Origin of the sequence: Streptomyces sp. NPDC001380 (genome assembly GCF_042895785.1) — a bacterium.
In the GTDB taxonomy this organism is placed as follows: domain Bacteria; phylum Actinomycetota; class Actinomycetes; order Streptomycetales; family Streptomycetaceae; genus Peterkaempfera.
In genome coordinates, this window is the sequence record NZ_JBIAWP010000027.1 from 43,341 (window position 1) to 67,720 (window position 24,380).

Below are 24,380 nucleotides of genomic sequence, written 5' to 3' on the forward strand. Positions count from 1 at the left end.
CCGCACGGCCCGGGCCCGCATACCGGGGGTCCGCCGTGGCCGCTGAACCCGCGCGGCCGGAGCCGGCCGACCCCTCGGCCCGGTCGGACCCTTCGGCCCGGCCGGACCCGCCCGGTCCGCCCCGCCCCGCCGCCCCGTCCGGCCTCACCCGCCGCCGCCTGGTCCGCGGCGCCGTCGCCGCTGCGGCCTCCGGCGGCCTGGCCGCGGCCCTCGACGCCTGCGCGGGGGAGGCCGCCCCGCCGGGGCCCGCCGCCCCCGTCCTGCGGCCGGGCGGCGGTCCCGCGACCCCGGCCCGCGCCCCGGTCCGCCCCGGGGCGCCGCCCGCCCTCGCCCCGCTGCCCCCCGGACTGCCCCCCCGAGATCGTCCACGGTCCGCGCGACCGGCCCCTGGTGGCCCTCACCTTCCACGGCCAGGGCGACCCGGCCCTCGCCGGAGCGCTGCTCGCCGAGGCCGAGCGGGCCGGCGCCCGGGTCACCGTCCTCGCCGTGGGCACCTGGCTGGACGCGTACCCCCGGATGGCGCACCGCGTCCTGGACGGCGGCCACGAACTCGGCAACCACACCCAGCACCACGCGGACGTCTCCGCCATGGGCGCCGACGCCGCCCACGCCGAGATCGCCGCCTGCGCCGACCGGCTGCGGCGGCTCACCGGCAGCCCCGGCCGGTGGTTCCGCCCCTCCCGGGCCCGGCACGCGACCCCCCTGGTGCTCCGCCAGGCCCGCCGCGCCGGGTACGCCCACTGCCTCTCCTACGACCTCGACCCCCTCGACCACACCGACCCCGGGCCCGAGGCGGTGGCGCACGCCGTGCTGTCCGCCGTCCGCGGCGGCTCGGTGGTGAGCCTCCACCTGGGCCACCCCGGCACCGTCGCCGCCCTGCCCGCCGTCCTCGACGGCCTGCACCGACGCGGCCTGCGGGCCGTCACCACCACGGAGATGCTGACCCCATGAGCCCACGCCACGCCCCTTCCGCACGCCCCTCCCGGGGCCGCCTGCGGGCCGCCGCCGCGCTCCTGCTCTGCGCCGCCGCCGTGCCCGCCTGCTCCGCCGGGGGCGGCCGCAGCCCGGCCGACCCCGCCGCCTCGGCCGCGGCGCACCCGGCCGCCGACCCCGCCCTGCTCCCCGGCATGCCCGCGCCCCTGGACGCGCACGACCTGTACGCGGCCGACCGCCCCGGCATGCTGTCGCCCGTCGTGAAGGGCTTCCCGTCCCGCGTCTACGTGCCCAACACGCTCTCCGACACGGTGAGCGTCATCGACCCGGCCACCTACCGGGTCACCGCCACCCTCAAGGTCGGGCACCAGCCCCAGCACGTCGTCCCCTCCTGGGACCTGAGGACGCTGTGGGTCAACAACGACCGGGGCGACAGCCTCACCCCGATCGACCCGGCCACCGGCCGCGCCGGCCGCCCGGTTGCGGTCCACGACCCCTACAACCTCTACTTCACGCCCGACGGCCGGCACGCCGTGGTCATGGCCTCCGCCGACCACGCCCTGGTCTTCCGCGACGCGCACACCATGCGGGTCGTCAAGTCCGTGCCCGTGCCGTGCGCCGGGGTCAACCACGCGGACTTCTCGCCCGACGGCCGCTGGTTCATCGTCTCCTGCGAGTTCTCCGGCGACCTGCTCAAGGTCGACACCGCCGGGATGCGGATCCTCGCGCGGCAGCGGCTGCCGATGCGGGGAGCCATGCCGCAGGACGTCAAGATCTCGCCCGACGGCCGCACCTGGTACGTCGCCGACATGACGGCGAACGGCGTCTGGGTGCTCGACGGCGCCGCCTTCACCCGCCCGCGCCTGCTGCACACCGGCCGCGGCGCCCACGGGCTCTACGTCAGCCGCGACTCGCGCCACCTGTACGTCACCAACCGCGGCGAGGGGTCCGTCTCGGTCCTCTCCTTCGTCACCGGGAGGGTCGAGAGGGTGTGGCGGCTTCCCGGCGGCGGCAGCCCCGACATGGGCGGCGTCTCCGCCGACGGGCGGGTGCTGTGGCTCTCGGGCCGGTACAACGCCGAGGTGTACGCCATCGACACCGCCGGCGGCCGCCTGCTCGCCCGGATCAAGGTGGGCGGCGGTCCGCACGGCCTGGCCGTGTACCCGCAGCCAGGGCGCTACTCGCTGGGCCACACCGGCGTCTTCCGCTGACGCCGCGTCAGGGAAGCGGTGCGGCGGCGCCCTCCTCAGCGCCGCCGCACCGCGATCTCGCTCCACACCTGCTTGCCGCCGCCCATCGGCAGCGAGCCGAAGCGGTCCGACACGGCCTCGACCAGCAGCACGCCCCGGCCCCCCGTGGCCTCCCAGCCGATCCCGGCGGGCTTCACGGGCGAGCGCGGCGAGGAGTCCGTCACCGCGATCCGCAGCCGGTCCCCGGCGTAGCCGAGGTCCAGCCGCACCGGCCCCCGGGTGTGCACCAGCGCGTTGGTGACCAGCTCGGACACGACGAGCAGTGCCGCGTCCCGCTCCCCGCCCAGCCCCCACGCGGCCAGCGTGCGCGCGGTGAAGCGGCGGGCGTGCGAGACCGCCTCCGGCAGCCGCCACACCGCCCACCCGGCGCGCTGCGGCAGCGTCCCCATGCCGTCGTACCGCAGGACCAGCAGCGCCACGTCGTCGTCGCGCCGCACCGACCCGCCCAGCAGGGCGTCCGCCACCTGCTCCAGGTCCTCCGCGTCGACGTCGGACAGCGCCCGGCGCAGGTGCGCCAGCCCGTCGTCCAGGGTGAGGCTGCGCGACTCCACCAGGCCGTCCGTGGTGAGCACCAGCACCGTCCCCGGGGACAGCTCCAGCGGCGTGACGGGGTAGTGGGCGTCGCCGTCCACCCCCAGCGGCGGCCCGCCCTCGGCCGCGACCACCCGCGTCGTGCCCGACGGCGCGCGCAGCACCGGCGGGATGTGCCCCGCCCGCGCGCACCAGCCGGTGCCGTCCTCCATGTCGACCACCACGTAGCAGCAGGTGGCGAAGAGGTCGGTCCCCATGCCCACCAGCAGCCGGTTGGCGTGCGAGACCACGACGTCCGCCGGGTGGCCCTCCACGGCGTAGGCCCGGACCGCGGTCCGCATCTGGCCCATCAGCGTCGCCGCGCCCGCGTTGTGCCCCTGCACGTCGCCGATCACCAGCGCCACCCGGCCCTCGGTCAGCGGGATCACGTCGTACCAGTCGCCGCCCACCTCCAGGCCCGCCGTCCCCGGCAGGTAGCGGGCGACCGCGGTGCCGCCCTCCACCTGCGGCAGCCGGCGCGGCAGCAGGCTCCGCTGGAGCGTGCCGACCAGCTCGTGCTCCGCGTCCAGCACCCGGGCGCGCGCCAGGGCCTGGCCGGCCAGCGCGGCGGCGGCCGTCAGCAGCGCCCGCTCGTCGGCCCCGAAGTCGTGCGGCGCGTTCCACCCCACCAGGCAGGCGCCCACCACGCGGCCCTCCGCCGGCAGCGGCAGCATCGCCAGGCCGCCCGGGCCGATCCCGGCCAGCGACTCCTCCAGCGGAGCCCCCTCGGGCCAGTACGAGGCGCGCCCCTCCCGCAGTGCGGCCTCCAGGGTGGGCAGCGCCCGCGCCGGCGCGTCCGGCCACTCCGTGCGCCACTCGGTGCGCCACACGCCCGGCCACGCCTCCGGCTCCGGCGGGTCGAGGATGGTGACCACCAGGCGGTCCGCCTCCACCTCGGCGAGCGCCACCCGGGACGCCCCCAGCGGGTGCCGCAGCGCGGCGACCACGGCCCGGCCGACCTCCCGCACCGTCACGGCCGTCGCCAGGGTGGCCGCCAGCCGCTGCACCAGCGCGATGTCGTCCACGCCGGGGCGCAGGTGGGACGCCTCGGCGACGGTGCCGAGGAGCTGTGTGGGCCGGCCCTCCCCGCCGGGGGCGAGCCGGCTGCGCATCCGCAGCCAGCTCAGCTCGCCGCTCCGGCGGCGGATGCGGAACTCCAGGTCGCGCCCGACCGCGCCGTCGCCGGGGTCCAGGACGGACATCAGGCCCGGCAGGTCCTCCGGCACGGTCAGCGCCAGCAGCGTCTCCACCCGGCCGTCGAACTCCTCCGGCGTCAGGCCGAACAGCTCCAGCACCCGGGCGTCCGCGTCCAGCCGGCCCGTGGGCAGCGCCAGCCGGAACGCGCCGACGCCCGGCCCGCCGCGCCCCTCCCGGTCCGGGCGGCCGGCCGGGAGGAGGCCCGGGTCGGCCGCCATCCGCTCCGCGAAGCCCTCCACCACCCGCCGGTACCCGACCGCGAAGCCGTCCTCGCGCTCGTCCGCCACCAGCAGGCAGCCGCCCGCCCGCCCGTCGGCCCCGCCCAGCGGGACCACGGCCAGCGACACCCCGCCCGACGGCGCCGCCTCGAACCCCGGGCCCCCCGTCTCCGCCGGGGTCAGCCACAGCGCCCGCCCCGAGCACAGCGCCACGGCCAGCGGCGACCGGCCGGACAGCGGGTACTCGTCCTCCACCCCGTACAGGGAGCGCGGCACCCCGGCCTCCTCCAGCAGGACCAGGCCGCCGTCGCCCCGCGCCGCGTACACCGCCGCCAGCGTGGCGCCGGTGGACACCAGCAGCTGCTCGGCCAGGTCCCGCAGCGGCACCGCGGACCCCTCCCCGGCGTCCAGCAGCCGGGCGGCGAGACCGGCGCGCAGCGCCTCCGCCCCCCGTCTCTGCGCTCCCTCGCCGGCCACGGGGTCATTACACCGCCTCCGGGGCCCCGACGCAGCCGGATGGGCGGCATCCGCGGCGCCCGCACCTGCGGGGCGGCCGCTCCGGCAGGCGCCCGGGGCGGCGCCCCGCACCGCCCCGCACCGCCCCGCGCGGCGGGACGCGGCGGGACGCGGCGGGACGGGCCGGACGGCGCCCCGCCCCGGGCCCGTCCTGCCGTGCGGGTGAACCGGATGCGCCAGCGGCGCGTACACCTGTGTGAACGGTCCCCGAGCACGCGAGGAGGGTCCATGACCGTCATCCGGGCGACCGCCGGGCGCGTCCCCGCGCCGGGCGGCACCCCGGCGGGGCCGTCCGCCGGGCCCGCCGCGCCGCCGGACCCCTCCGGGGAGGCGCCCGCCGCGGACGCTCCCGCCGCGGGGCCGTCCCCCCTGCCGCGCTCCGCCGACGGGGCCCCCGCCCCCGGGCCGGGCCCCGAGGAGCCCGCCGTGCCCGTGGAGGGCCCCGAACGGGTGCCCGCCGCCGGGGACGGAGCCGCGGGGGCGGCCACGGAGCCCGCCGCCCGCACGGCCGGGGAGGCGGCCGCGGCGACGCCCGCCCCCGCCGAGGAGCCCCACGGGTCCGGGAGGCGCGCGGAGGAGGCCCCGGCCCCGACCCCCGTGGCCCCTGCCCCGACCCCCGTGGCCCCGGCCCCGACCCCCGTGCCCCCGGCCCCCCGCACCGCGACGGCACCGGCGGGGCCCGCCGCCGCCCAAGCCCCCGCCGAGGAGGACGCCGGCCCTGCGCGGCCGCGGCGCCTCCAGGTCCGGCTGCTGGCCGCCTCCGCCCTGTCGGCCGCCCTCGCCGTGGCGGCCTTCGCCGCCGGCGGCGGGCGGGCGGCCGGCCCCGCGGCGGCACGGGAGGCGCCCGTGCCCGCGGCCTCCGCCGCCCCTGCGGACCTGGCGGAACTGGCCGCCCGCTCCGGCTGCACCCTCCACCCGGCCACCGCCAACGCGGACTTCCGCCAGGGGGTGTGCACGGCGTCGGGCTGGCGGATCGTCCTGGTCACCTTCACCACCGCCGAGGGCCAGCAGGCGTGGAGGGCCGAGGCGGAGAGCTACGGCCTGTACCTGGCGGGCCCCCGCTGGATGGTGGGCGGCGACCCGCAGCTGCTGGCCGCGCTGCGGCTGCGCCTCGGCGGCGTCGTCGAGGGCTCCACCGCCCACCTGGGCCACCACCCGGGCTGACGCCCGGCGCCCCGCCCCGCCGCACGCCGCACGCCGCCCGCCTCCTCGCCGGCGGGCCGGGAGCGGCAGAGGATGGGGGAGGGGCGCACGGGCAGCGGGCGGCCCCGGCCGGAGAGGCGCCGCCCCCGCGCTCCCGCGCCGCCCCGCGGGAGGAGCGATGGCCGCACGGAACCGGTACGCCGACCTGCTGCGCATCGGCGCGGTGGGCGCGGTGGTGCTGGGCCACTGGCTGCTGACCGACGTCACCTGGAGCGGCGGGCGGCTGTCCGGCCGCAGCGCCCTCCCGTACGTCCCGTGGGGCGCCTGGGCGACGCTGGTGCTCCAGACCGTGCCGGTGCTCTTCGTCGTCGGCGGGTACGCCCACGCCGCCTCCTGGACCGCCCACCGCGGCCGGGGGGAGGACTGGGCGTCCTGGGTCCGCGGCCGGGCCGTGCGGCTGCTGTGGCCGACGACGCTCTACGTCGCGGCGGCCTCGGCCGCCGCCGCCTGCGCCGCGGCCGCCGGTGCGGACACGGCCGCCCTGGCCCGGGCGGGCTGGTCCACCGCCCTGCACCTGTGGTTCCTCCCCGTCTACCTGCTGCTGGTCGTGCTGACCCCGCTCCTGCACGCCGCGCACCGGCGGTGGGGGGCCGCCGTGCCCGCCGCGGCCGCCGCCGGGGCCGTCGCGGTCGACGCCGCCGTGCTGGGCCCGCGCCTGCCGCTGGTCGGCTTCGCGAACCACCTGCTGGTGTGGGGGTCGATGCACCAGTGGGGGTTCGCCTGGCAGGACGGCACGCTGACCCGCCCCCGCCGGCGCTGCGCGCTCCTGGCCGCCGGCGGCGCCGCGGCCCTGGCCGGGCTGCTGGCGTGGGGGCCGTTCCCGGTCGACATGGTCGGCGCGGGCGCGAGGACCGGCAACACCGCCCCGCCGTCGGTCGCGCTGCTGGCGTTCGCCGCGGCGCAGACCGGGCTGCTCCTCACGGCCGAGCCGGCGGTGTCCCGGCTGCTCGCCCGGCCCTCCGTGCGGCGGCGGGTCTCCCGCCTCGACCGGGCGGTGATGACGGTCTACCTGTGGCACATGGTGCCGGTGGTCGTCGTCGCCGTCGCGCTCTACCCCACCGGTGCCGTGCCCCAGCCGGGCGTCGGCTCGGCCCGGTGGTGGGCGCTGCGGGCGGCGTGGGTGGCGCTCCTGGCCGCCCTGCTGGTGCCGCTCACCGCCGCCGTCCTGCGGGTGCAGCGGCCGCTCGGCCGCCTGCCGGCGGGGGACGGGGCGGCCGGCGGGCGGGCGTCCGTGCTGCTGCTGTGCGGCCTCGGGGCCGTCGTGCCGGCCCTCGCGCGGTTCGCCGTCGCGGGGTTCGCCCCGGGCGGGCGGCCGCCCGTGCCGGTCCTGGCCGCGTACGCCTGCGGCTTCGCCGCGGTGCTCCTCTCCGGCAGGGCGCCGCCGCGGCGCCGGGCCGGACGCCGCGTGCCGGGGGCCGTACCGGCGGGCGGCCGCCCGCCGGGCCCGCCCCGGGCCCCCGGCGCGCAGCCGCCCGCCCGGGGCGGGCCGGAGGGGGAGCCGCCCGGTGTCAGGCCGGTCCGTCGGCGGGCGGCGGGAAGCCGCCGGTGGCGACCGGGCCCCACCGCTCGGGCGTGACCCGGATCAGGCACTTGCCCTGCCGCTGCATGGCCTCCCGGTACTCGTCCCAGTCGGGGTGCTCGCCCGCGATGGACCGGTAGTAGTCGACCAGGGGGTCCAGCGCCTCGGGCAGGTCCAGCACCTCGGCCGTCCCGTCCACCTGGACGTAGGGGCCGTCCCAGTCGTCGGAGATGACGCAGACCGAGACCCGGGGGTCGCGGCGCGCGTTGCGGGCCTTGGCCCGCTGCGGGTAGGTGGAGACCACGATCCGCCCCTCGCCGTCGACGCCGCAGGAGACCGGGGAGGTCTGCGGGCGGCCGTCGGCGCGCGTGGTGATCAGCAGCGCCCGGTGCCGGGGGCGGAGGAAGTCGAGGAGTCCGTCGAGGTCGGTGCGTCGCGCGGTGGCGAATCTCGGTGCCATACCGGCACGCTACCCCCGGACGCGCCGCGCCCGCCGGGGCGGAGGGCCCCGGCGGGCACGGCGGCCGTCGTCCCGGGCGACGCCCGGGCACGACCCCTGGTGACGGCCCGTCGGCCCGGTGCGGCCCGCCGGTGCGGTCCGCCGGTCCCGTCCGTCAGTCCTGTGCGGCCGGACGCTCCGGCAGGCCGGTGCCGCCGAGCCGGGTCAGGTAGCCGGCGAGCGCCGGCACGTCGCCCTCCGCCCACTCGCCGCCGGTGAGGACGGAGGCGGCCAGCTGGCCGGCGGCCTTCTCCGCGTGCTGCAGGCGCTCGCGTCCGGCGTCGGTCAGCGCCGCGTACGCCACGCGGGCGTCGCGCGGGTCCGGCTCGCGCTCGACGAGGCCGATCCGCTCCAGCGGGCCCAGCGAGCGGGTGACGCCGGAGGCGGTCAGGCCGAGCGCCGCGGCGAGGTCCACCCGGCGCATCCGGCCGCCGGGGGCGCCGCCCAGCTGCTGCAGCAGCTGGAAGTCGGCGAAGCTCAGGCCGTGCAGCCGGCCGAGCTGGTGGTCGAACCGCTTGACCAGCAGCGCCTGCGCCCGGGCGAGCCGCAGGCAGGCGTCCAGGTACTCGTTCATCACTACCTCCTTGAGTGCTCAAGCATGCCACAACAATTGAGCACTCAAGGATATTTTCGGCAGCCCCCATACTGGACGCCATGGATCCGCTCACCGCCCCGGCCGCCGCGCCCGGTCCGGACGCCCCGTCCGGCCCGCCCCCGTCGGCGGCCCCGCACGCCCTCGCCACCGAGCGGCTGGTGCTGCACGAGGTGCTCCCCGCCGAGGCCGCCGAACTGGTCGCCGGGCGCACCTGCGGCCGCGAGTGGCTGGGCGGCACCCCGGGTCCGGGCACCCGTGAGGCCGCCGGTCTGCTCACCCTCGCCGCCGAGGCGGGGTGCCACGCCCCCCGCTGGGCCCTCTACCGGATCACCCGCCGCCACGACGGCGTCTCGGTCGGCGGCATCGGCTTCCACGGTCCGCCCGCCGACGGCGGCGCCGAGATCGGCTTCGACCTCGCCCCGGGGGCCCGCGGCCGGGGCTACGCCACCGAGGCGCTGCGCGCCCTGGGCGCCTGGGCGCTGGACCAGCCCGGCGTCCACCGCATCACGGCCACCGCGGCCCGGGCCAACCGGCCCTCCCAGCGGGTCATGGACCGGGCGGGCTTCACCCGGACCGCCGACGTCGACGGCATGCACGCCTACGAGCTCACCGGCGTACCGGACCGGCCCTGACCCGGCCCTGACCCGGCCCTGACCCGGCCCTGACCCGGGCCTGACCCGGGCCTGATCCGGGCCTGACCCGGGCCTGACCCGGGCCTGACCCGGGCCTGATCCGGGCCGGTCCGGATCGGGACCGGCCCTGATCCGGACCGGCGCCGTGCCGGGCCCCGCGCGGGGCGGGTGCGGGGGCGGAGCGCCCTGAGGTCCGTCGTGAGTGGGAGCGCTCCCGTATCCGCCGTGGACGCGGACGTGTCCCTCGGGACGGAAACACCCCCGGTGTCTTGACGTGGCCGCGACACCAATGGCTTCATGTCTTTCACACGACCACCCCATCCACGTGTGCGAAACGGGTGCGTGGCCCGCCCCCGGGCCTGCGCCTCCCGAGCCGTCGGCGGTGCTGGCGGCCCGCATTCTGGGAGCGCTCCCACCTCTCGCGCGCCCTTCGCCGGACGAAAGGCCCCCGCCCGTGCCTCCCGTCACCCCTGCCCGGCCTCCTGTCCGCCGCCGCGCGGCCGCCCCGCTCCCCGGAGCCCTGCCGCTCGCCGCTGCCGCCGCCGGGACCACCGCCGCAGCCGCTCCCGCCGCGACCACCGACGCCCGGAACGCCGTCGTGAGCCAGTCCGGCAGGGACGTCACCGCGAAGGACGCGGGCTGGAGCGGCCGGATCGCCTCCGGCGCCACGGCGGGCCCCGGCTTCCGGGCGTCCTTCTCAGGCGGCGGCACCGCACCCGGCGCCTTCACCCTGAACGGCGCGCCCTGCGCCTGACCGGCGGGCGGGGCGCCGGCCGCACCCGGTGCCCCGCCGCACCATCCCCGCCGCACCCCCGCATCCCTGTACCCGCCCCCGGCACCACCCGTCCGGCGCCCACCGCCCCACCCCACCGGGCCCCGCCCAGGGCCCCGGAGGACTGCCCCATGACCCCGCGCCCCACCGCCCCCCGCCTCGCCCCGCACCCCCCGGACGGCGCCCGCCGCACCGCCTGCCACGCCGTCCTGGCGGCGGCCGCCGCCTGCCTCCTCGCCGCCGCGGCCCTGCTGCCGCCCCCGGCCCGGGCCGCCGCCTCCGGCTGCACGGTCGCCTACACCGTCGACCGGTGGGCCGGCGGCTACACCGCGCAGGTCAGGGTCGCCAACCTCGGCCCCTCCCTCGACGGCTGGAGGCTGACCTGGACCCACGGCGCCGGGGAGCGCGTCACCAACGCCTGGAACGCCTCCGTCGTCCAGTCGGGCAGGACCGTCACCGCCACCGCCCCCGCCCGCAACGCCTCCCTGCCCGCCGGCGGCAGCGCCGGCTTCGGCCTCCAGGGCACCTGGTCCACCGCGGGCCCCCCGCCCGCCGGCTTCGCCCTCGACGGCGTGCGCTGCAACGGCGCCGCCGACCCGGCCCCCGCGCCCACCGGCACCGGCGACGTCACCGCCGCGCGCCCGCCCACCCCCGCCGGCGACCCGGCCACCCCGGTCCCCGAGCCCGGGTGCGGAACCGCCGTTGTGTGCTCCGGCTTCGAGGACCAGTCCGGCCCCGTCCCCGGCGGCGACTGGCAGGTCGTCACCCCCGACTGCCAGGGCTCCGGCACCGTCTCGATCGACGCCTCGACCGCCCACGGGGGCACCCGCTCCCTGCGCGTCGACGGCCGCGCGGGGTACTGCAACCACGTCTTCGCAGGCACCACCCGCGACGTCTCGGCGGTGGGCCCGGTCCTCCACGCGCGGCTGTGGGTCCGGCACGCCACCGCGCTGCCCGCCTCCCGGGTCACCGCGATCACCCTGTCCGACGCGTCCGACGGCGGCCGGGACCTGCGGATCGGCGGCCGGAACGGCGCCCTGCAGTGGAGCCGCGAGTCCGACGACGCCACCCTGCCCGAGCAGGGCCGGGCCGGTGCCGCCCCGTCCCGCCCGCTGCCCACCGGCCGCTGGGTCTGCCTGCGCTTCGCGCTCGACACCGTCCGGCAGGCCGCCCGCACCTGGGTGGACGACGCCGAGGTCCCCGGCCTGCGTGTGGACGGCACGTCCGTCCCGGGCGCCGGCGGCCGGTGGCCGCGCCGTGGCGTGCCGCCCCGGCCCGTGACCTTCCGCCTCGGCTGGGAGAGCTACGGCGGCGGTGACGACACCCTCTGGTTCGACGACGTGGCGGTCGGCCCTTAGCCCCTGGGCTGCTGACCGCTTGGCGGCCTCCCGGCGGCCTCCCCGTGATCCCCGACCGGCCCCGACCGGCCGGCCCCGGTCCCGGGGGGCGCGGGGCGCGGCGGCGGGGCGGTCGGTGACATCGGCGCGCCGGGCGCGCAGGATGGCCCCCGGAAACGGACGACCACCGACTGAGGGAAGCACCTGTGGCCGACACAACCTCCGTAGCAGTCCTCGGCACCGGCATCATGGGCGCGGCGATGGCCCGCAACCTGGCGCGCGCCGGGCTCGACGTGCGGGTGTGGAACCGCACCCGCGCCAAGGCGCAGCCTCTCGCCGCCGACGGCGCCCGGGTCGCCGACACCCCGGCCGAGGCGGTGCACGGGGCCGACGTGGTGCTCACCATGCTCCACGACGGCCCGGCCGTCCTGCAGGCCATGGGCCAGGCGGCCCCCGCCCTGCGCCCGGGCGCCGTCTGGGCGCAGTGCTCCACGGCGGGGCTGGAGGCCCAGCCGGTCCTGGCGGCCTTCGCCGCCGACCACGGCCTGCTGTACGTCGACGCGCCCGTCCTCGGCACCCGGCAGCCCGCCGAGAGCGGGCAGCTGCTCGTGCTCGCCGCCGGCCCCGCCGAGGCCCGGCCGGTCCTCGCGCCCGTCCTCGACGCGGTCGGCAGCCGCACCGCCTGGGTCGGCGAGGACGGCGCCTCCGGCGCCGCCACCCGCCTGAAGCTGGTCTGCAACAGCTGGGTGCTGGCGGTCACCCACGGCACCGCGGAGGCGCTCGCCCTCGCCCACGCGCTCGGCGTGGACCCGCAGGCCTTCCTCGACGCCGTCGCGGGCGGGCCGCTCGACATGGGGTACCTGCGGGCCAAGGCCGCCGCCGTGCTGTCCGGCGACTACAGCCCGAACTTCACGGTCGCCACCGCGGAGAAGGACGCCCGGCTCATCGTCGAGGCGGGCCGGCAGGCGGGGGTGGCGATGGACGTCGCCGCGGCGGGCGCGGAGCGCTTCCGGCGCGCCGCCGCCCAGGGGCACGCCGACGAGGACATGGCCGCCTCCTACTTCGCCTCCTTCGCGGGCTGACGGCGCCGCCTCCTCCCCGGCGGCGGGCGCCCCGGGGGCGCCCGCCGCAACGCTGCTGACGAGACGTCATGTCAGCAGCGTGCACGTGCTGCTGCACGGTCTAGGCAGCGCCCCCGGGGTCCGGTAGCTTGCCCTGCCACCGCCGGTCGGAGGGCGGTGCAACGGGTGAGGGGAGGGTGGTACGGTGCGCGACTTCGGCGTTCCGCCACTGGTGGAGGCTCCACGGTCCGGAGGGTTGGCCGACACGGTCTACGACGTGGCGGTGCGGGACCCGGACATGGTCCAGCTGGCGCGGCGCGCCCCGGGCGCCTCCACCTGGACGGAGGTGACCGCGGGCGCCTTCCGCGACGAGGTGATGGCCCTGGCCAAGGGCCTGCTCGCGAGCGGCGTCCGCTTCGGCGACCGGGTGGGCATCATGGCCCGCACCCGCTACGAGTGGACCCTGTTCAGCTACGCCCTGTGGTCCATGGGCGCCCAGGTGGTGCCGATCTACCCGACCTCCTCCTCCGAGCAGGTCAGCTGGATCCTCGCCGACTCCCAGGCGGTGGCGTGCGTCGTGGAGAACGAGGACGACGCCATGACCGTCGGCACCGCCTGCGCCGGCCTGCCGACCCTGCAGCGCATCTGGCAGTTCGACGGCGGCTGCGTCCGCCAGCTCTCCCGCCTCGGACGCCAGGTGCCGGACGAGACCGTGCACAGCCACCGCGCCGCGGTCGAGCCGCACTCGCCCGCCGCCATCACCTACACCTCGGGCACCACCGGCCGGCCCAAGGGGTGCGTGATCACCCACGCCAACTTCGCCGTGGAGTGCGACACCCTCCGCGCCGGCTGGGGCGACCTGATCGCCGAACCCGGGGAGCAGCCCGCTCTCCTGGCGTTCCTGCCCCTGGCGCACGTGTACGGGCTGATGGTCCAGGTGTACTGCATGCGCGCCGGCGTCCGGCTCGGCCACCAGGCGGAGACGGCGGCGGCCGAACTGCTCCCGGCCCTGGCCTCCTTCCGGCCCACCTTCCTCTTCGCGGTCCCCTACGTCTTCGAGAGGATCGTCTCCCGGGCGCGGCTGGTGGCGGCCGAGGCCGGGCGGGACGGGCTCTTCGACAAGGCCATGGACGTCGCGGTGCGCTACGCCGAGGCGCGGCAGGCGCTCGCCACGGGGGAGGGGCCCGGCCCCGGCCCCGCGCTGCGCTTCCGGCACCGGGTCTACGACCGCCTCGTCTACAGCCGGCTGCGCGCGGTCCTCGGCGGCCGGGTGCGCCACGCCGTGTCCGGCGGCTCGCCGCTCAGCCGCCGGCTGGCCCTCGCCCTCGCCGGAGCCGGGATCACCGTCTACGACGGCTACGGGCTCACCGAGACCACGGGCGCGGTCACCGGCCAGCCGCGGGACAGGCACAAGTTCGGCACGGTCGGCAGGCCCCTGCCCGGCTGCACCATCCACATCGCGCCCGACGGGGAGATCTGGGTGCGCGGCGGCGTCGTCTTCGCCGGCTACCTCAACGACCCGGAGGGCACCGCCGAGGTGCTCCGGGACGGCTGGTTCGCCACCGGCGACCTCGGCTCCCTCGACGACGAGGGCTACCTGACGATCACCGGCCGCAAGAAGGACGTGATCATCACCAGCAGCGGCAAGTCCGTCGCCCCGGCCGTGCTGGAGGAGCGGGTGCGCTCCCACCCGCTGATCTCGCAGTGCCTCGTGGTGGGGGACAACCGCCCCTACGTGGGGGCGCTGATCACCCTGGACCCGGACGCCCTGCTCCACTGGCAGCGGGTGCACCAGAAGCAGCCGGCGGCGAACTGGGGGGCGGTCGCCGACCAGGACCTGCAGGAGGAGATCCAGCGGGTGGTCGTGACGGCCAACACCGCGGTGTCCCGCTCCGAGTCGATCCGGGCCTTCCGCATCCTGCCGTTCGAGTTCAGCATCGGGCAGGGGCTGCTGACGCCGTCGCTCAAACTGCGGCGGCGGGCGATCGTCAAGGCGTTCGCGGCGGACATCGAGGAGCTCTACACCTCCTGAGACCGCCGCGCCGCCCGTGCGGGCCGCCGCTCCCGGCCCGGCCCACCCGGCCCGGCCCACCCGGCCCGGCTCACTCGGTCTGGCTCACTCGGTCTGGCTCACTCGGTCTGGGGCACCGCCGTCGTCCAGCTCCAGCCGTCGTCGTCCTCGGGGCCGGTCGGCGGGGTCTCCGGACCGGTCGCGCCGGGTCCGGCGAGCGTCTCGGCGAGCGTCTCGGTGGGTGCCTCGGTGGGTGCCTCGGTGAGTGCCATGCAGGGATCCATGCCCGGGCGGCGCCGGGGAACGCCCGCCGGCGGCCCAGGTGCGTCCGAACGGGTGTCCGTACCGGCCGGTAGGGCGGCCGGAACTTCCCGTACCCGGTCGTATTGTCAACCGCCGCCGACTGTGTCAGGCTCCGGATGCGGGCGGGGGTCCCCCCGTCTCCCGCCCGCACCAGAGCCGGAGCGCCGTCAGCGGCTCGCGCCCGCGATGCACGCCATCGCCGCCGCGGGCCGGTCGGCGCTCCCGTGCGTTCCGGCCGTCCCGCCGCGCTCCCACCGGGTCCGGGGCCCGCTCGCGAACCCTGCGCCCCCACGGTCTCCGCACGCCCACGGTCTCCGCACGCCCACGGTCTCCGTCCGCCCGGGCCGCCGGCAGCCCCGGGAGAGCCGGCAGCCCCCGGGAGAGCCGGCAGGGCGCGGCCCCCGCCGTGGAGCGGGTCCGCGCCCTGCCGCGCCGGGCCGGTCAGCCCTGCTGGGTGGACCAGAACTCGTCCCACGAGATCAGGCCGTCGCCGTCGGTGTCGGCCGCCTTGATCACGCTCTTGGCGACCTCCTCCGTCACGTAGGGGTCGCCGAGCGCCGCCATGGTGCTCTTGTACTCGGCAGCCGAGATCTGGCCGTCGCCGTTGGCGTCGTACCGCTCGAACGCCGCCCTGGCCGCCTCGATGTCCGCCATGCGGGTGCCCCTCCTCATTCGGGTGTCTTTGGCAGCGGGCACGGTAGCAGCACGGCAGGTCGGGCCAGTAGCGGGTGTCCGTGCCGCCCCGCCCGCGGGCGCGCGGACGGCCGGACCGGGAGGCGGACGGGAGGGCCGCGGACCCGGCCCGTGCCCGGCCCGCGCCCGGTCCCCGGTACGGTGGACCGGGGCCGCGGCCGGACGCACGCGTCCGGCCCGCTCCGGCGGGGGGCAGGGAAGCGAGAAGGAGGCGCCGCGGGCGCTGGAGGTGCGGGAGCCGTGATCGAGGGCACGCAGCCGGACGCCGGACCGGTGTCCACGGGGCCGCCGGCCGGGGGGCCGGCCGCCGCCGTGCAGGTCGACACGGCGCCGGAGCGGACGGGGTTCGCCCATCCCGCGCTGTTCTACCGGGACCAGGAGGACTTCCTGGCGGGCGTCGGCGGTTTCGTCCGCGAGGGGCTGGAGGCCGGGGAGCCGGTGCTGGTCGCCGTCCCCGGGCCGCGCCTGGGTCCGCTGCGCGAGCAGCTGGGCGACTGCGCGGCCGGGGTCTCCTTCGCGGACATGGCCGAGCTGGGCCGCAACCCGGGCCGCATCCTGGCGGCGCTGCGCGAGTTCGCCGACGCCGGCGGCGCGGGCCGCACCCGGATGGTCGGCGAGCCGATCTGGGCGTCCCGCTCCCCGGCCGAGGTGCGCGAGGCCACCCGCCACGAGGCGCTCATCAACCTGGCCTTCCGGGACCGCCCGGTCAGCGTCCTGTGCCCGTACGACGCGGACGGGCTGGAGCCGTACGTCATCGAGGACGCCCTGCGCACGCACCCGGAGGTCATCCGCGACGGGCACCCGGCCCCCTCGGCGGAGTTCGCCGACCCGGCCGAGGTCTGCGCCGACTGCGACACCGTGCTGGCCGAGCCGGCCGCCGCCGAGGAGCTGTCCTACGCCTCCGGAGGCCTCGCCGAGGTCCGCCGCTGGCTCGACGAGCGGCTGGCGGCGACCGGCCTGGACCGGCAGCGGCGCGGCGACCTCGTCCTCGCCGTCGGCGAGGCCGCGGGCAACTCGGTCGTGCACGGCGGCGGCCGCGGCGTCCTGCGGGTGTGGCGGCAGGCGGACTCCGTGGTGGCGGAGGTCCGCGACGCGGGCCGGCTGGCCGACCTGCTGGCCGGCCGGCGCCGGCCGGGGGTGGCGACGGCGGACGGCGGCCGCGGCCTGTGGATGATCCACCAGCTGTGCGACCTGGTCGAGGTGCGGTCCGACGACCGCGGCCTGACGCTCCGCCTGCACGTGGACGCGGGTCCCGCCGCGCCCTGACGCGCCGTCCGGGATGCGGCCCCGTTGTCCGGGACGCCGGTTCCGACCACCCCGTCCGGGGGAAGACCGTTGACTTGGGGCAAGGATTTCGGTCGGACGTGGCATCATCTCGGATGGGTGCCGCGGAGACCCCCGCGGACCGTGCGAAGGCCCGTCCCGGAGCGGCCGGGCCCGGCGGTGCACAGTGAGGGCGGAGATGGACGACGCTTCCGGAACGGCCGTGCGGGAGCTCCGCGGCATGCCCGTCCCGCACGCCGGCGGCAGCCCGGCCGGGACGGGGGCGCGGTGCTGCCCTCCGCACGCCGGCCCCGTCCTCGTGGACGTGGTGGCGGCACCCGGCAGGGACGGCAGTGCCGAGGCCGCCGCCCGCGGCACGTCCGGCCCCGCCGCCGGTCCGGTGGACACCCGCGGACGCGTGCGGTGCGTGCAGCGGTGGCAGGACCGCTGACCGGCCGGGTCCCGGTCCCCGGGCCGCGGCCGGCCGGGGGAGGCCCGGCCGGGGAGCCCGCGGCCGACGGGCCGACGGCGGACGAGCACCCTCCCGACGGCCGGACACCCGCCGCGCGGACACCCGCCGGGCAGCCGGACGCGCGGACACCCGCCGGGCAGCCGGACGCGCGGACACCCGCCGGGCAGCCGGACCCGCGGACCCCGGGCCCGCGGACCCCGGACGCGGCGGCGCCGGAGGCGGACGCGCCGCACCCCGGCGTGGACCTGCTCGCCCGGACCGTCGACCGCCTCCGCGCCGAGTCGGGCGCCGCGGCGCTGGTCGAACTGGCCAAGGGGGTCCTCGTCGAGCGCCTGCGGTGCAGCCCGGCCGAGGCCGCCCGCCACCTGCGCCGGCTCGCGGCCGACGCACGGCTGCCGCTGCCCGAGCTGGCCGCCGACGTCGTCGGCCGGGCCGCCGGCGACGCCGTCGCCCGGGCCTCCGCGCAGGACCGTGCCGCCGTGCGCGCCGCCGACCCGGCCGCGGACGCCGCCGCCGGGACCCCCGTACCGGGGCCGGCCGGCTCGCCCGCGGTGCGGCTGCGGGCCGCCGAGTGCGCCGCCCTGGCCGCCGGCGACGCCGGTGCCGCCGCCCGCGCCCTGCTGGAGCAGGTCGCGGCGCCGCTCGGCGCCACCGCCGTCGCCGTCTGGGCCGCCTCGCCGGACGGGACCCTCGCGCTCGCCGGACAGGCCGGGTTCGGCGCGGCCGAGGCGGCCCGCTGGCGCCACGTCCCGCCCGGCGTGGGCACCCTCGCCCAGCGGGCCCTCGCCGAGCGCCGCACCCTGTGGGTCCCGGAGCTGCGCGTCCGCGCCGCCGACCCCGGTGCCGCCACCGTCGGCCGCACCGCCGCGGCCACCTCCGGCGCCCGCGCGGTCCTGCCCGCAGGCCCCGGCGGCGGCCCGCTGGGCGTGCTGGAGGTCGCCTGGCCCGACGCGCGCCCCCCGCTCCACCCCGGTCTGCGGCGCCAGCTGGAGGCCCTGGCGGACATCTGCGGGCACACCCTGGACGCCGTCGGGGAGCAGGACGGGCCCGCCGCCGGGCCCGACCGCCGCCAGGACCTGCTCGACGGCCTGCTGGACCCGGCGGTCCTGCTCCGCCCGGTCCGCCGGGCCGACGGCCGGGTCGCCGACTTCCGCATCGAGGCGCTCAACGAGCACTACCGGGACCCGGCGGGCCGCCCCCCGGGCAGCCTCGTCGGCCGCGGCCTGCTGGAGGCGTACCCGCTGGCCGCCGCCGAGGGCGGGATCTTCCACCGGGCGGTCCGCACCCTCGCCACCGGGGAGCCGCACCGCGTCGACGGCGTCCGGTTCCGCGTGCGCACGCCGGACGGCCCGGACACCGTGGAGTCCGCCATCGGGATGAGCCGCCTCGACGACGCCGTCCTGCTCACCTGGCGCACCCCCACCGAGGAGGCCCGGCTCGCCCACCTGCTCCAGCACGCGCAGCGGCTCGGCCGGATCGGCGGCTTCGAGGAGGACCTCGCCGCCGGCACGGTGACCTGGAACAGCCAGCTCCGCTCCCTGTACGGACTGGCGCCCGACGACCCCCCGGTGCCCCTGGCCCGGCTCGCCGCCCACGCCCACCCCGACGACGCCCTCGCCGTCGGCCGCTTCCTGCGCACCGTGCTGCACCGCGGCGCGGAGGGCTCCGCCACCTTCCGGCTGGTCCGCGCCGACGGCCCGGTGCGGCACGTGCGGGTGGTCGCCGAGCCGGTCCGGGGCGACGACGGCCGCCCCACCGCCGTCCGCGGCGCCTACCAGGACGTCTCCACCCAGCACTGGACGGAGGTGGCCCTCGCCGCCACCCGCGACCGGCTCGCCGACTCCGAGCAGCGCTCCGCAGACCGCCACCGCCTCGCCCTCGACCTGCAGCAGGCGATCATGCCGCCCACCGCGCCGCCGGTCGACGCGGCCCGCCTGCTGGCCGCCGCCCGCTACCGGCCCGCCGAGAAGGGCCACCGGGTCGGCGGCGACTGGTACGACGCCGCGGTGCTGCCCGACGGGCGGGTGATGCTCGCCGTCGGCGACGTGGCCGGCCACGGCATCGCCGCCGCCACCGGCATGGTGGTGCTCCGCAACGCCCTGCGCGGACTCGCCGCCACCGGCGCCGGGCCCGGCCGACTGCTCGGCTGGCTCAACACGGTCGCCCACCACCTCACCGAGCACGTCACCGCGACCGCCGTCTGCGGCCTCTACGACCCGGCGACCCGCACCCTGCGCTGGGCGCGCGCCGGCCACCTGCCGCCGGTGCTGGTCCGGGGCGGTACGGCGGAGGCGCTGCCGCTGCCCGGCGGTGTCCTGCTCGGCGGGCTCGCGGACGCGGCGTACGAGGAGAGCAGCCTGGTGCTGGAACGCGGCGACACCCTGCTGATCTACACCGACGGCCTCATCGAGCGGCGGGACTGCTCGGTGCAGGAGTCGATCGCCCGGCTGCTGCGGACCGCGGGCGACGCCGACGACGACCTGGAGCGGTACCTCGACCGGCTGCTGACCCACAGCAACGCCGACACCGACGACGACACCTGCCTGATCGGGGTGCGCCCGCACTGACGGGGCTCCCCGGCCCCGGCGGGGAGGCCCGCGCGGGTCAGCGGGCCGCCAGGCCGTTCAGGAGCAGCGCCCAGACGGCCTCCAGGTCGGCGTCCGTCCGCGGGTCCGTCCACTCCGCCGCGTGGCAGGGGTCGTGGAAGCGGGCGGTGGCCTGGAAGACCGCCCGCGCCGCGGCGCGGACGTCGCAGGCGGCGAACGCGCCCTGCGCGACGCCGTCCGCGACGATCGCCGCGAGCTGGCCGGCCAGGGTCTCCAGGTGCCGTTCGACCACCGTGCTCGCGGTCTGCCCGATCAGTGCCGCGTAGGTGGCGAACAGCTCCGGGTCGTCCAGCGCCTTGCGCCGCTTGGCGGTGAAGAGCGCCAGCAGCCAGCGGTGCAGCCGGTCGGCGGCCGGGCCGTCCTCGGCGGCGATGCCCGCCAGCTCCCGGTGCGCCCGGTCCAGCCACCGCTCGGTGACGGCCTCGCGCAGCGCCGCCTTGCTGGCGAAGTGACGGTAGACGCTGCCGTGGCTGACCCCGAGCGCCCGCGCGACGTCGACGACGGTGGCCTTGGCGGGGCCGTACCGGCGCAGGACGTCCTCGGTCGCCCGCAGGATCTGCTCGGGGGTCAGTGCGCTCTCCGTCACGGGGCGGGTCGTCCTCAGTGCTCGCGGTCGCGGGGGGCGGCGGTCCCGCCGGACTCGCTGTCCAGCATCGCCATCTGGTCCGCAGCGTACCGGTCGCCCGCGGCGGACCCGGCGGGCACCGCCTCCTCGATGCGGGCGAGGTCCTCGGCGGTCAGCCGCAGGTCCAGCGCGCCCAGGGCCTCCGCCAGCCGGTCCCGGCGGCGGGCGCCGACCAGCGGCACGACGTCCTCGCCGCGGGAGAGCACCCAGGCGACCGCGGCCTGCGCCACGGTGGCCCCGCGCTCCTCGGCGACCGTGCGCAGCGCCTCGACCAGCGCCAGGTTGTGGGCGAGGTTGTCGCCCGCGAAGCGGGGGCTGTGGGAGCGGAAGTCGCCGGGGGCGGTCTCCCGGTCCTTGCTCCAGCGGCCGCTCAGCAGGCCCCGGGAGAGCACCCCGTACGCGGTGATCCCGACGCCCAGCTCCCGGGCCGCGGGCAGGATCTCCGCCTCGATGCCGCGGGAGAGCAGCGAGTACTCGATCTGCAGGTCGGCGACCGGGTGCACGGCGTGGGCGCGGCGCAGGGTCTCGGCGCCCACCTCGGAGAGGCCGACGTGGCGGACGTATCCGGCCTGGACCAGCTCGGCGATCGCGCCGACGGTCTCCTCGACCGGGACGGCCGGGTCGAGCCGGGCCGGGCGGTACACGTCGACGTGGTCGGTGCCCAGGCGCTGCAGGGTGTAGGCGAGGGCGGTCTTCACGGCGGCGGGGCGGCAGTCCACGCCCAGCCAGCCGCCGTCCGGGCCGCGCTGGGCGCCGAACTTCACGCTCAGCACGACCCGGTCGCGGTCGCGGCCGTGCAGCGCCTCGCGGATGAGCATCTCGTTGTGGCCCATGCCGTAGAAGTCGCCGGTGTCGAGCAGGGTGACCCCGGCGTCGAGGGCGGCGTGGACGGTGGCGATCGACTCGGTCTCGTCGGCGGGCCCGTAGAGCGCGGACATGCCCATGCAGCCGAGTCCGAGGGCGGAGACGGCGGGGCCGGCGGTGCCGAGGGTGCGGGTGGTCATCACGGGGGTACTCCCTGGGGTCGGTGGTGGGACCAGCATGGCATCACGAATGACAGATTTCAACATCTGTCATTCATGTATGCGTCCGGCGCCGCCCCCGCCTCCCCGGCGCCCCCTCCGCCGCCGCCCCGGTGCTCGCGGCACCCGGGGCACCCGTGCCGGTCCTCCGGCCGGTGCGGCGGCGGGGCCCCCGCGGGCGTACGGTGGCCCCGTGAGCAACCTCGATGTCCGGCCCGTGCCCACCGTCTGCGGCGGCCGCCGGTCCGTCCCCGGCGGTCCGGTTCGCGACGTGCTGCCCGGCCGCACCGTCCTGCTGGGCGAGTCCACGCAGGTCCGCAGGGTCCTGCCCACCCTCGGCCGCCGCATGGTCGGCGCCTGGTGCTTCGTCGACCACTACGGGCCCGACGACATCACCGCCGAGCCCGGCATGCAGGTGCCGCCGCACCCCCACATCGGGCTGCAGACCGTCAGCTGGCTGCTCGACGGCGAGATCCTGCACCGCGACAGCACCGGGAGCGTGCAGACGATCCGCCCCGGCGAGCTGGGCCTGATGACCGCCGGCCGGGCCATCGCCCACTCCGAGCAGTCGCCCGCCCCCCATCCCGCGCTGCTGCACGGCGCCCAGCTCTGGGTCGCCCTGCCCGAGGAGCACCGCCGCACCGACCCCGGATTCGAGCACCACGCCGACCTGCCCGTCGTCACCGCCCCCGGACTGCGGGCCACCGTCGCCATGGGCGAGCTCGACGGCGCCGCCTCCCCCGGCACCGCCTTCTCGCCCCTGGTCGGCGCCGAGGTCGTGCTCGCCGCCGGCGCCGAGGCCGCGCTGCCGCTGGAGCGCGACTTCGAGTACGCGGTGCTCACCCTCTCCGGCGCCCCCGAGGCCGACGGCGTCCGCCTCGACCCGGGCGCCCTGCTCTACCTCGGCTCCGGCCGCGACGCCCTGCGCCTGCGCGGCGACTCCGACGCCCGGCTCCTCCTCCTCGGCGGCGAGCCCTTCGACGAGGAGATCGTCATGTGGTGGAACTTCATCGGCCGCAGCGGCGAGGAGATCGCCGAGGCCCGCGCCGACTGGACGTCCGGCGCCCGCTTCGGCGAGGTCCGCGGCTACGAGGGCGCCCCGCTCCCCGCCCCCGACCTCCCGCCGGTGCCCCTCAAGCCCCGCGGCCGCGAGCGCTGACCCGGGGTTCCGAAGGTCCTCCCGCGCGGCTGCGGGCCGCCGGAGGATGCCGCCGCGGCCCGGCCGGCGCGGTCGGCCGTCCGGTCAGTGGAGCCGCTGCGCCGCCGTCCGGGACGCTGACCGCCGGTCGCGGATGCGGCGGCCCGTGGCGGGGCGTGCCAGGGCCGATGCCGATTCAGCGCCGGTTCTTCCGATGGAACGTCAGGCGGGATCGAAGGGCGAGGACCGTCCGGCCCCGGTGTCGCTCCGGTGCCGTGCGGGCACGGGGGCGGTCAACCTCTCCTGGGACGGACTCGACCGAGGGCGAGAGGGGCCCGGGCCGGCGGGCCGCTCGTTGTCCCGCCGGCGCGCGGCCGATGGCTCCTCAGGTCGGCCGTCGTGCGGCCTGACGGGCACCCGTGGTGGGCCGCGGGCGACGGGGCGTCCCCCGACGCCGCGGTGCAGGGTGCACTGGAGGGACCCGGTGCCTTCTTCGCCTCCCCCGAGGCCGCAGACCAGCACGCTCCGAGGTGAGCGGCGGCCGTCCGGCGCGGACCCCGTCGCGCCTCCGCTCCCGGCCCCCTCATGCGTCCCCGGGGCACGTTCCCGGGGCACCGGCCACCCCCGCAGGAGGAGGACCCCGATGGCTGATCCCACTGTCGGCAACCTGCGCGTCGACGGCGCGACCCTGCACTGCGAAGTACGCGGCGAAGGCCCGCTCCTGCTGCTGATCCCCGGCGGCATGAGCGGTGCGGCCCGCTTCGACGCCGTCGTCGACGACCTGGCCGCCCAGTACGCCGTCGCGACCTGCGACCCGCGCGGCATGGCGCGCAGCGCACTGGACGACCCCGAGGCCGAACAGCGGGTGGCCGAGCACGCCGACGACGCGCTGCGGATGCTGGACCTGCTGTCGCCCGGTCGGCCCGCCCGGGTGTTCGGCGCCGGCTGGGGTGCGGTCGCCGCCCTGCACCTGCTCACCATCCGCCCCGAACGGGCCGAAGGCGTCGTGGCGCACGAACCCCCGGTGGTCGAGGTCCTGCCGGACGCCTCGGAGCACCGCGCGCTCATCGCACGCGTGCAGAAGGCGTGCAGAAGGCGTTCCGCACGCAGGGGGCCATGCCGGCGATGGCCCTGCCGGCCGTGGGCCTGAAGAAGGACGGCGGTGCGGGCGGGCCGCAGGCCGGCCCTCCGCCGCAGGCGGCGGCGCGGGACGAGCGGACGATGGCCGACGTGCGGTACTTCGTCGGACGCATCACGCCCGCCTTCATGTCCTACGCCCCGGACGCCGACAGGCTGGCGGCGCTGTCGGACCGGCTCGCGGTCGCCTGCGGCGGGGGCGCGCAGGACGAGCTTCCCCACCGCGCCGGTGCTGCGCCGGCCGGGCGTCCCGGCACGGAACCCGTGCACTTCCCGGGCGGCCGCACGGGCCTGAACACGCACCCCGCCGATTTCGGCGCGCTCCTGCTGAAGACCCTCCGCGCTCCGCTCTGAGCCCGGATCCGCCGATCGCCGGGGCCGTCGCGGCGGGGCGGGCCGAGGGCGTCACCGGCCTGGCCGCCCTCCGCGTCCGGGCGCCTCCCGCCGGGGAGGGCCACCGCGAACGCGGCCCGGCCCGCCCCGGCCACCCCGGTGCCCGACCTCACCCGAGCGCCGGGGACGCCCCGCCTCCGCGTTCCACGCCCGGCCCCGTACCGGCACCGACCGGCAGGGCTCGGCCCGGAGCCGGGTGGAGCGTGGGCAGGGCCCCGCCTCCTGCCCCACGCCGGCGGGCTCGCCCGAGCCCGGGACCCGGCCCCGCAGGGCGGGCGGGCGTGACTGCCCTCCGCCCGTCTGCGGGTGGGGGTGGGGGTGGGGGTCAGCGGGTGGTGGCGTGGGCGGCCTGCTCGATGAGGCGGGTGACGGCGCCGGGGTGGGAGACGGTCACGGCGTGGGAGGCGTTGACCGC

22 protein-coding genes are annotated in these 24,380 nt (G+C 78.7%); 15 read left to right on the plus strand and 7 right to left on the minus strand.

The annotated features are described in order from the left end of the window. Positions 1-390: 390 nt before the first annotated feature. Both ACFY07_RS25425 and ACFY07_RS25430 read left to right on the plus strand, forming a co-directional pair. Entirely contained in the window at positions 391-951 is a 561-nt protein-coding gene (locus ACFY07_RS25425) for a polysaccharide deacetylase family protein (RefSeq protein ID WP_390871872.1), read from the plus strand. Continuing rightward, on the plus strand, positions 948-2,144 hold the full coding sequence (locus ACFY07_RS25430; RefSeq protein WP_390871873.1) for a beta-propeller fold lactonase family protein: 1,197 nt from the start codon (positions 948-950) through the stop codon (positions 2,142-2,144). Before ACFY07_RS25425 ends, ACFY07_RS25430 begins: the two co-directional genes overlap by 4 nt. 35 nt (positions 2,145-2,179) lie before the next feature. Here the strand turns inward: ACFY07_RS25430 and ACFY07_RS25435 are convergent, their stop codons facing one another. Then, the gene (locus tag ACFY07_RS25435) at positions 2,180-4,645 is read right to left on the minus strand and encodes a SpoIIE family protein phosphatase (RefSeq protein ID WP_390871874.1); all 2,466 of its coding nucleotides are present in this window, start codon (positions 4,643-4,645) and stop codon (positions 2,180-2,182) included. Positions 4,646-4,912: 267 nt separating this feature from the next. Between ACFY07_RS25435 and ACFY07_RS25440 the strand changes: the two genes are divergently transcribed. Together ACFY07_RS25440 and ACFY07_RS25445 are read left to right on the plus strand one after the other, a co-directional pair. After that, the gene (locus ACFY07_RS25440; RefSeq protein WP_390871875.1) at positions 4,913-5,848 is read left to right on the plus strand and encodes a hypothetical protein; all 936 of its coding nucleotides are present in this window, start codon (positions 4,913-4,915) and stop codon (positions 5,846-5,848) included. A 157-nt stretch (positions 5,849-6,005) separates the two neighbouring features. Beyond that, the gene (locus tag ACFY07_RS25445; RefSeq protein ID WP_390871876.1) at positions 6,006-7,463 is read left to right on the plus strand and encodes an acyltransferase family protein; all 1,458 of its coding nucleotides are present in this window, start codon (positions 6,006-6,008) and stop codon (positions 7,461-7,463) included. Here the strand turns inward: ACFY07_RS25445 and ACFY07_RS25450 are convergent. Both ACFY07_RS25450 and ACFY07_RS25455 read right to left on the minus strand, forming a co-directional pair. Further along, a complete protein-coding gene (locus ACFY07_RS25450; protein WP_230745856.1) occupies positions 7,396-7,866 on the minus strand; it encodes a PPOX class F420-dependent oxidoreductase in 471 nt (156 codons plus the stop codon). The two genes, ACFY07_RS25445 and ACFY07_RS25450, sit on opposite strands and share 68 nt — an antisense overlap. A gap of 154 nt (positions 7,867-8,020) precedes the next feature. Further along, positions 8,021-8,479, minus strand: a complete 459-nt coding sequence (locus tag ACFY07_RS25455; RefSeq protein WP_390871877.1) for a MarR family winged helix-turn-helix transcriptional regulator — start codon at positions 8,477-8,479, stop codon at positions 8,021-8,023. Positions 8,480-8,559: 80 nt separating this feature from the next. Here ACFY07_RS25455 and ACFY07_RS25460 point away from each other — a divergent pair, with 80 nt between their 5' ends. The 5 genes from ACFY07_RS25460 (at position 8,560) to ACFY07_RS25480 (ending at position 14,334) form a co-directional block, all read left to right on the plus strand. After that, on the plus strand, positions 8,560-9,132 hold the full coding sequence (locus ACFY07_RS25460) for a GNAT family N-acetyltransferase (RefSeq protein WP_390871878.1): 573 nt from the start codon (positions 8,560-8,562) through the stop codon (positions 9,130-9,132). Positions 9,133-9,586: 454 nt separating this feature from the next. Continuing rightward, the gene (locus ACFY07_RS25465; RefSeq protein ID WP_390871879.1) at positions 9,587-9,886 is read left to right on the plus strand and encodes a cellulose binding domain-containing protein; all 300 of its coding nucleotides are present in this window, start codon (positions 9,587-9,589) and stop codon (positions 9,884-9,886) included. A gap of 149 nt (positions 9,887-10,035) precedes the next feature. Then, positions 10,036-11,262 (plus strand): cellulose binding domain-containing protein, encoded by a 1,227-nt coding sequence (locus ACFY07_RS25470; RefSeq protein WP_390871880.1) that lies wholly within the window; start codon positions 10,036-10,038, stop codon positions 11,260-11,262. Positions 11,263-11,447: 185 nt separating this feature from the next. Beyond that, a complete protein-coding gene (locus tag ACFY07_RS25475) occupies positions 11,448-12,323 on the plus strand; it encodes an NAD(P)-dependent oxidoreductase (RefSeq protein ID WP_390871881.1) in 876 nt (291 codons plus the stop codon). Positions 12,324-12,507: 184 nt separating this feature from the next. Then, positions 12,508-14,334 (plus strand): long-chain fatty acid--CoA ligase, encoded by a 1,827-nt coding sequence (locus tag ACFY07_RS25480; protein WP_230745875.1) that lies wholly within the window; start codon positions 12,508-12,510, stop codon positions 14,332-14,334. A gap of 98 nt (positions 14,335-14,432) precedes the next feature. Here ACFY07_RS25480 and ACFY07_RS25485 read toward each other — a convergent pair whose 3' ends face one another. Continuing rightward, complete coding sequence (locus ACFY07_RS25485) at positions 14,433-14,585, minus strand: hypothetical protein (RefSeq protein WP_390871882.1); 153 nt, start codon at positions 14,583-14,585, stop codon at positions 14,433-14,435. Between the two features lie 472 nt (positions 14,586-15,057). Next, the gene (locus ACFY07_RS25490; protein WP_390871883.1) at positions 15,058-15,270 is read right to left on the minus strand and encodes an EF-hand domain-containing protein; all 213 of its coding nucleotides are present in this window, start codon (positions 15,268-15,270) and stop codon (positions 15,058-15,060) included. A gap of 279 nt (positions 15,271-15,549) precedes the next feature. On the opposite strand from ACFY07_RS25490, the gene ACFY07_RS25495 reads away from it, so the two are divergent. From ACFY07_RS25495 to ACFY07_RS25505, 3 genes are all read left to right on the plus strand, one after another. Then, positions 15,550-16,575 (plus strand): anti-sigma factor RsbA family regulatory protein, encoded by a 1,026-nt coding sequence (locus ACFY07_RS25495; RefSeq protein ID WP_390871884.1) that lies wholly within the window; start codon positions 15,550-15,552, stop codon positions 16,573-16,575. Between the two features lie 196 nt (positions 16,576-16,771). Then, entirely contained in the window at positions 16,772-17,023 is a 252-nt protein-coding gene (locus ACFY07_RS25500; protein WP_390871885.1) for a hypothetical protein, read from the plus strand. Positions 17,024-17,283: 260 nt separating this feature from the next. Beyond that, positions 17,284-19,611 (plus strand): SpoIIE family protein phosphatase, encoded by a 2,328-nt coding sequence (locus tag ACFY07_RS25505; protein ID WP_390871886.1) that lies wholly within the window; start codon positions 17,284-17,286, stop codon positions 19,609-19,611. A 37-nt stretch (positions 19,612-19,648) separates the two neighbouring features. On the opposite strand, the gene ACFY07_RS25510 is transcribed toward ACFY07_RS25505, so the two are convergent. Then, positions 19,649-20,236, minus strand: coding sequence for a TetR family transcriptional regulator (locus ACFY07_RS25510; RefSeq protein ID WP_390871887.1), 588 nt, complete (start codon positions 20,234-20,236; stop codon positions 19,649-19,651). A 14-nt stretch (positions 20,237-20,250) separates the two neighbouring features. Further along, positions 20,251-21,279 (minus strand): aldo/keto reductase, encoded by a 1,029-nt coding sequence (locus ACFY07_RS25515; protein WP_390871888.1) that lies wholly within the window; start codon positions 21,277-21,279, stop codon positions 20,251-20,253. Positions 21,280-21,490: 211 nt separating this feature from the next. Between ACFY07_RS25515 and ACFY07_RS25520 the strand changes: the two genes are divergently transcribed. The 3 genes from ACFY07_RS25520 to ACFY07_RS25530 all read left to right on the plus strand — a co-directional run bounded on the left by ACFY07_RS25520 (position 21,491) and on the right by ACFY07_RS25530 (position 23,926). Continuing rightward, on the plus strand, positions 21,491-22,456 hold the full coding sequence (locus tag ACFY07_RS25520; protein WP_390871889.1) for a pirin family protein: 966 nt from the start codon (positions 21,491-21,493) through the stop codon (positions 22,454-22,456). 622 nt (positions 22,457-23,078) lie between these two features. Then, positions 23,079-23,585 carry an alpha/beta fold hydrolase gene (locus ACFY07_RS25525; RefSeq protein ID WP_390871891.1) on the plus strand — a complete coding sequence of 169 codons (507 nt, stop codon included), beginning with the start codon at positions 23,079-23,081 and terminating at the stop codon, positions 23,583-23,585. Continuing rightward, positions 23,552-23,926 carry a hypothetical protein gene (locus ACFY07_RS25530; protein WP_390871892.1) on the plus strand — a complete coding sequence of 125 codons (375 nt, stop codon included), beginning with the start codon at positions 23,552-23,554 and terminating at the stop codon, positions 23,924-23,926. The genes ACFY07_RS25525 and ACFY07_RS25530 overlap by 34 nt, the downstream gene beginning before the upstream one ends. Positions 23,927-24,380 lie beyond the last annotated feature (454 nt).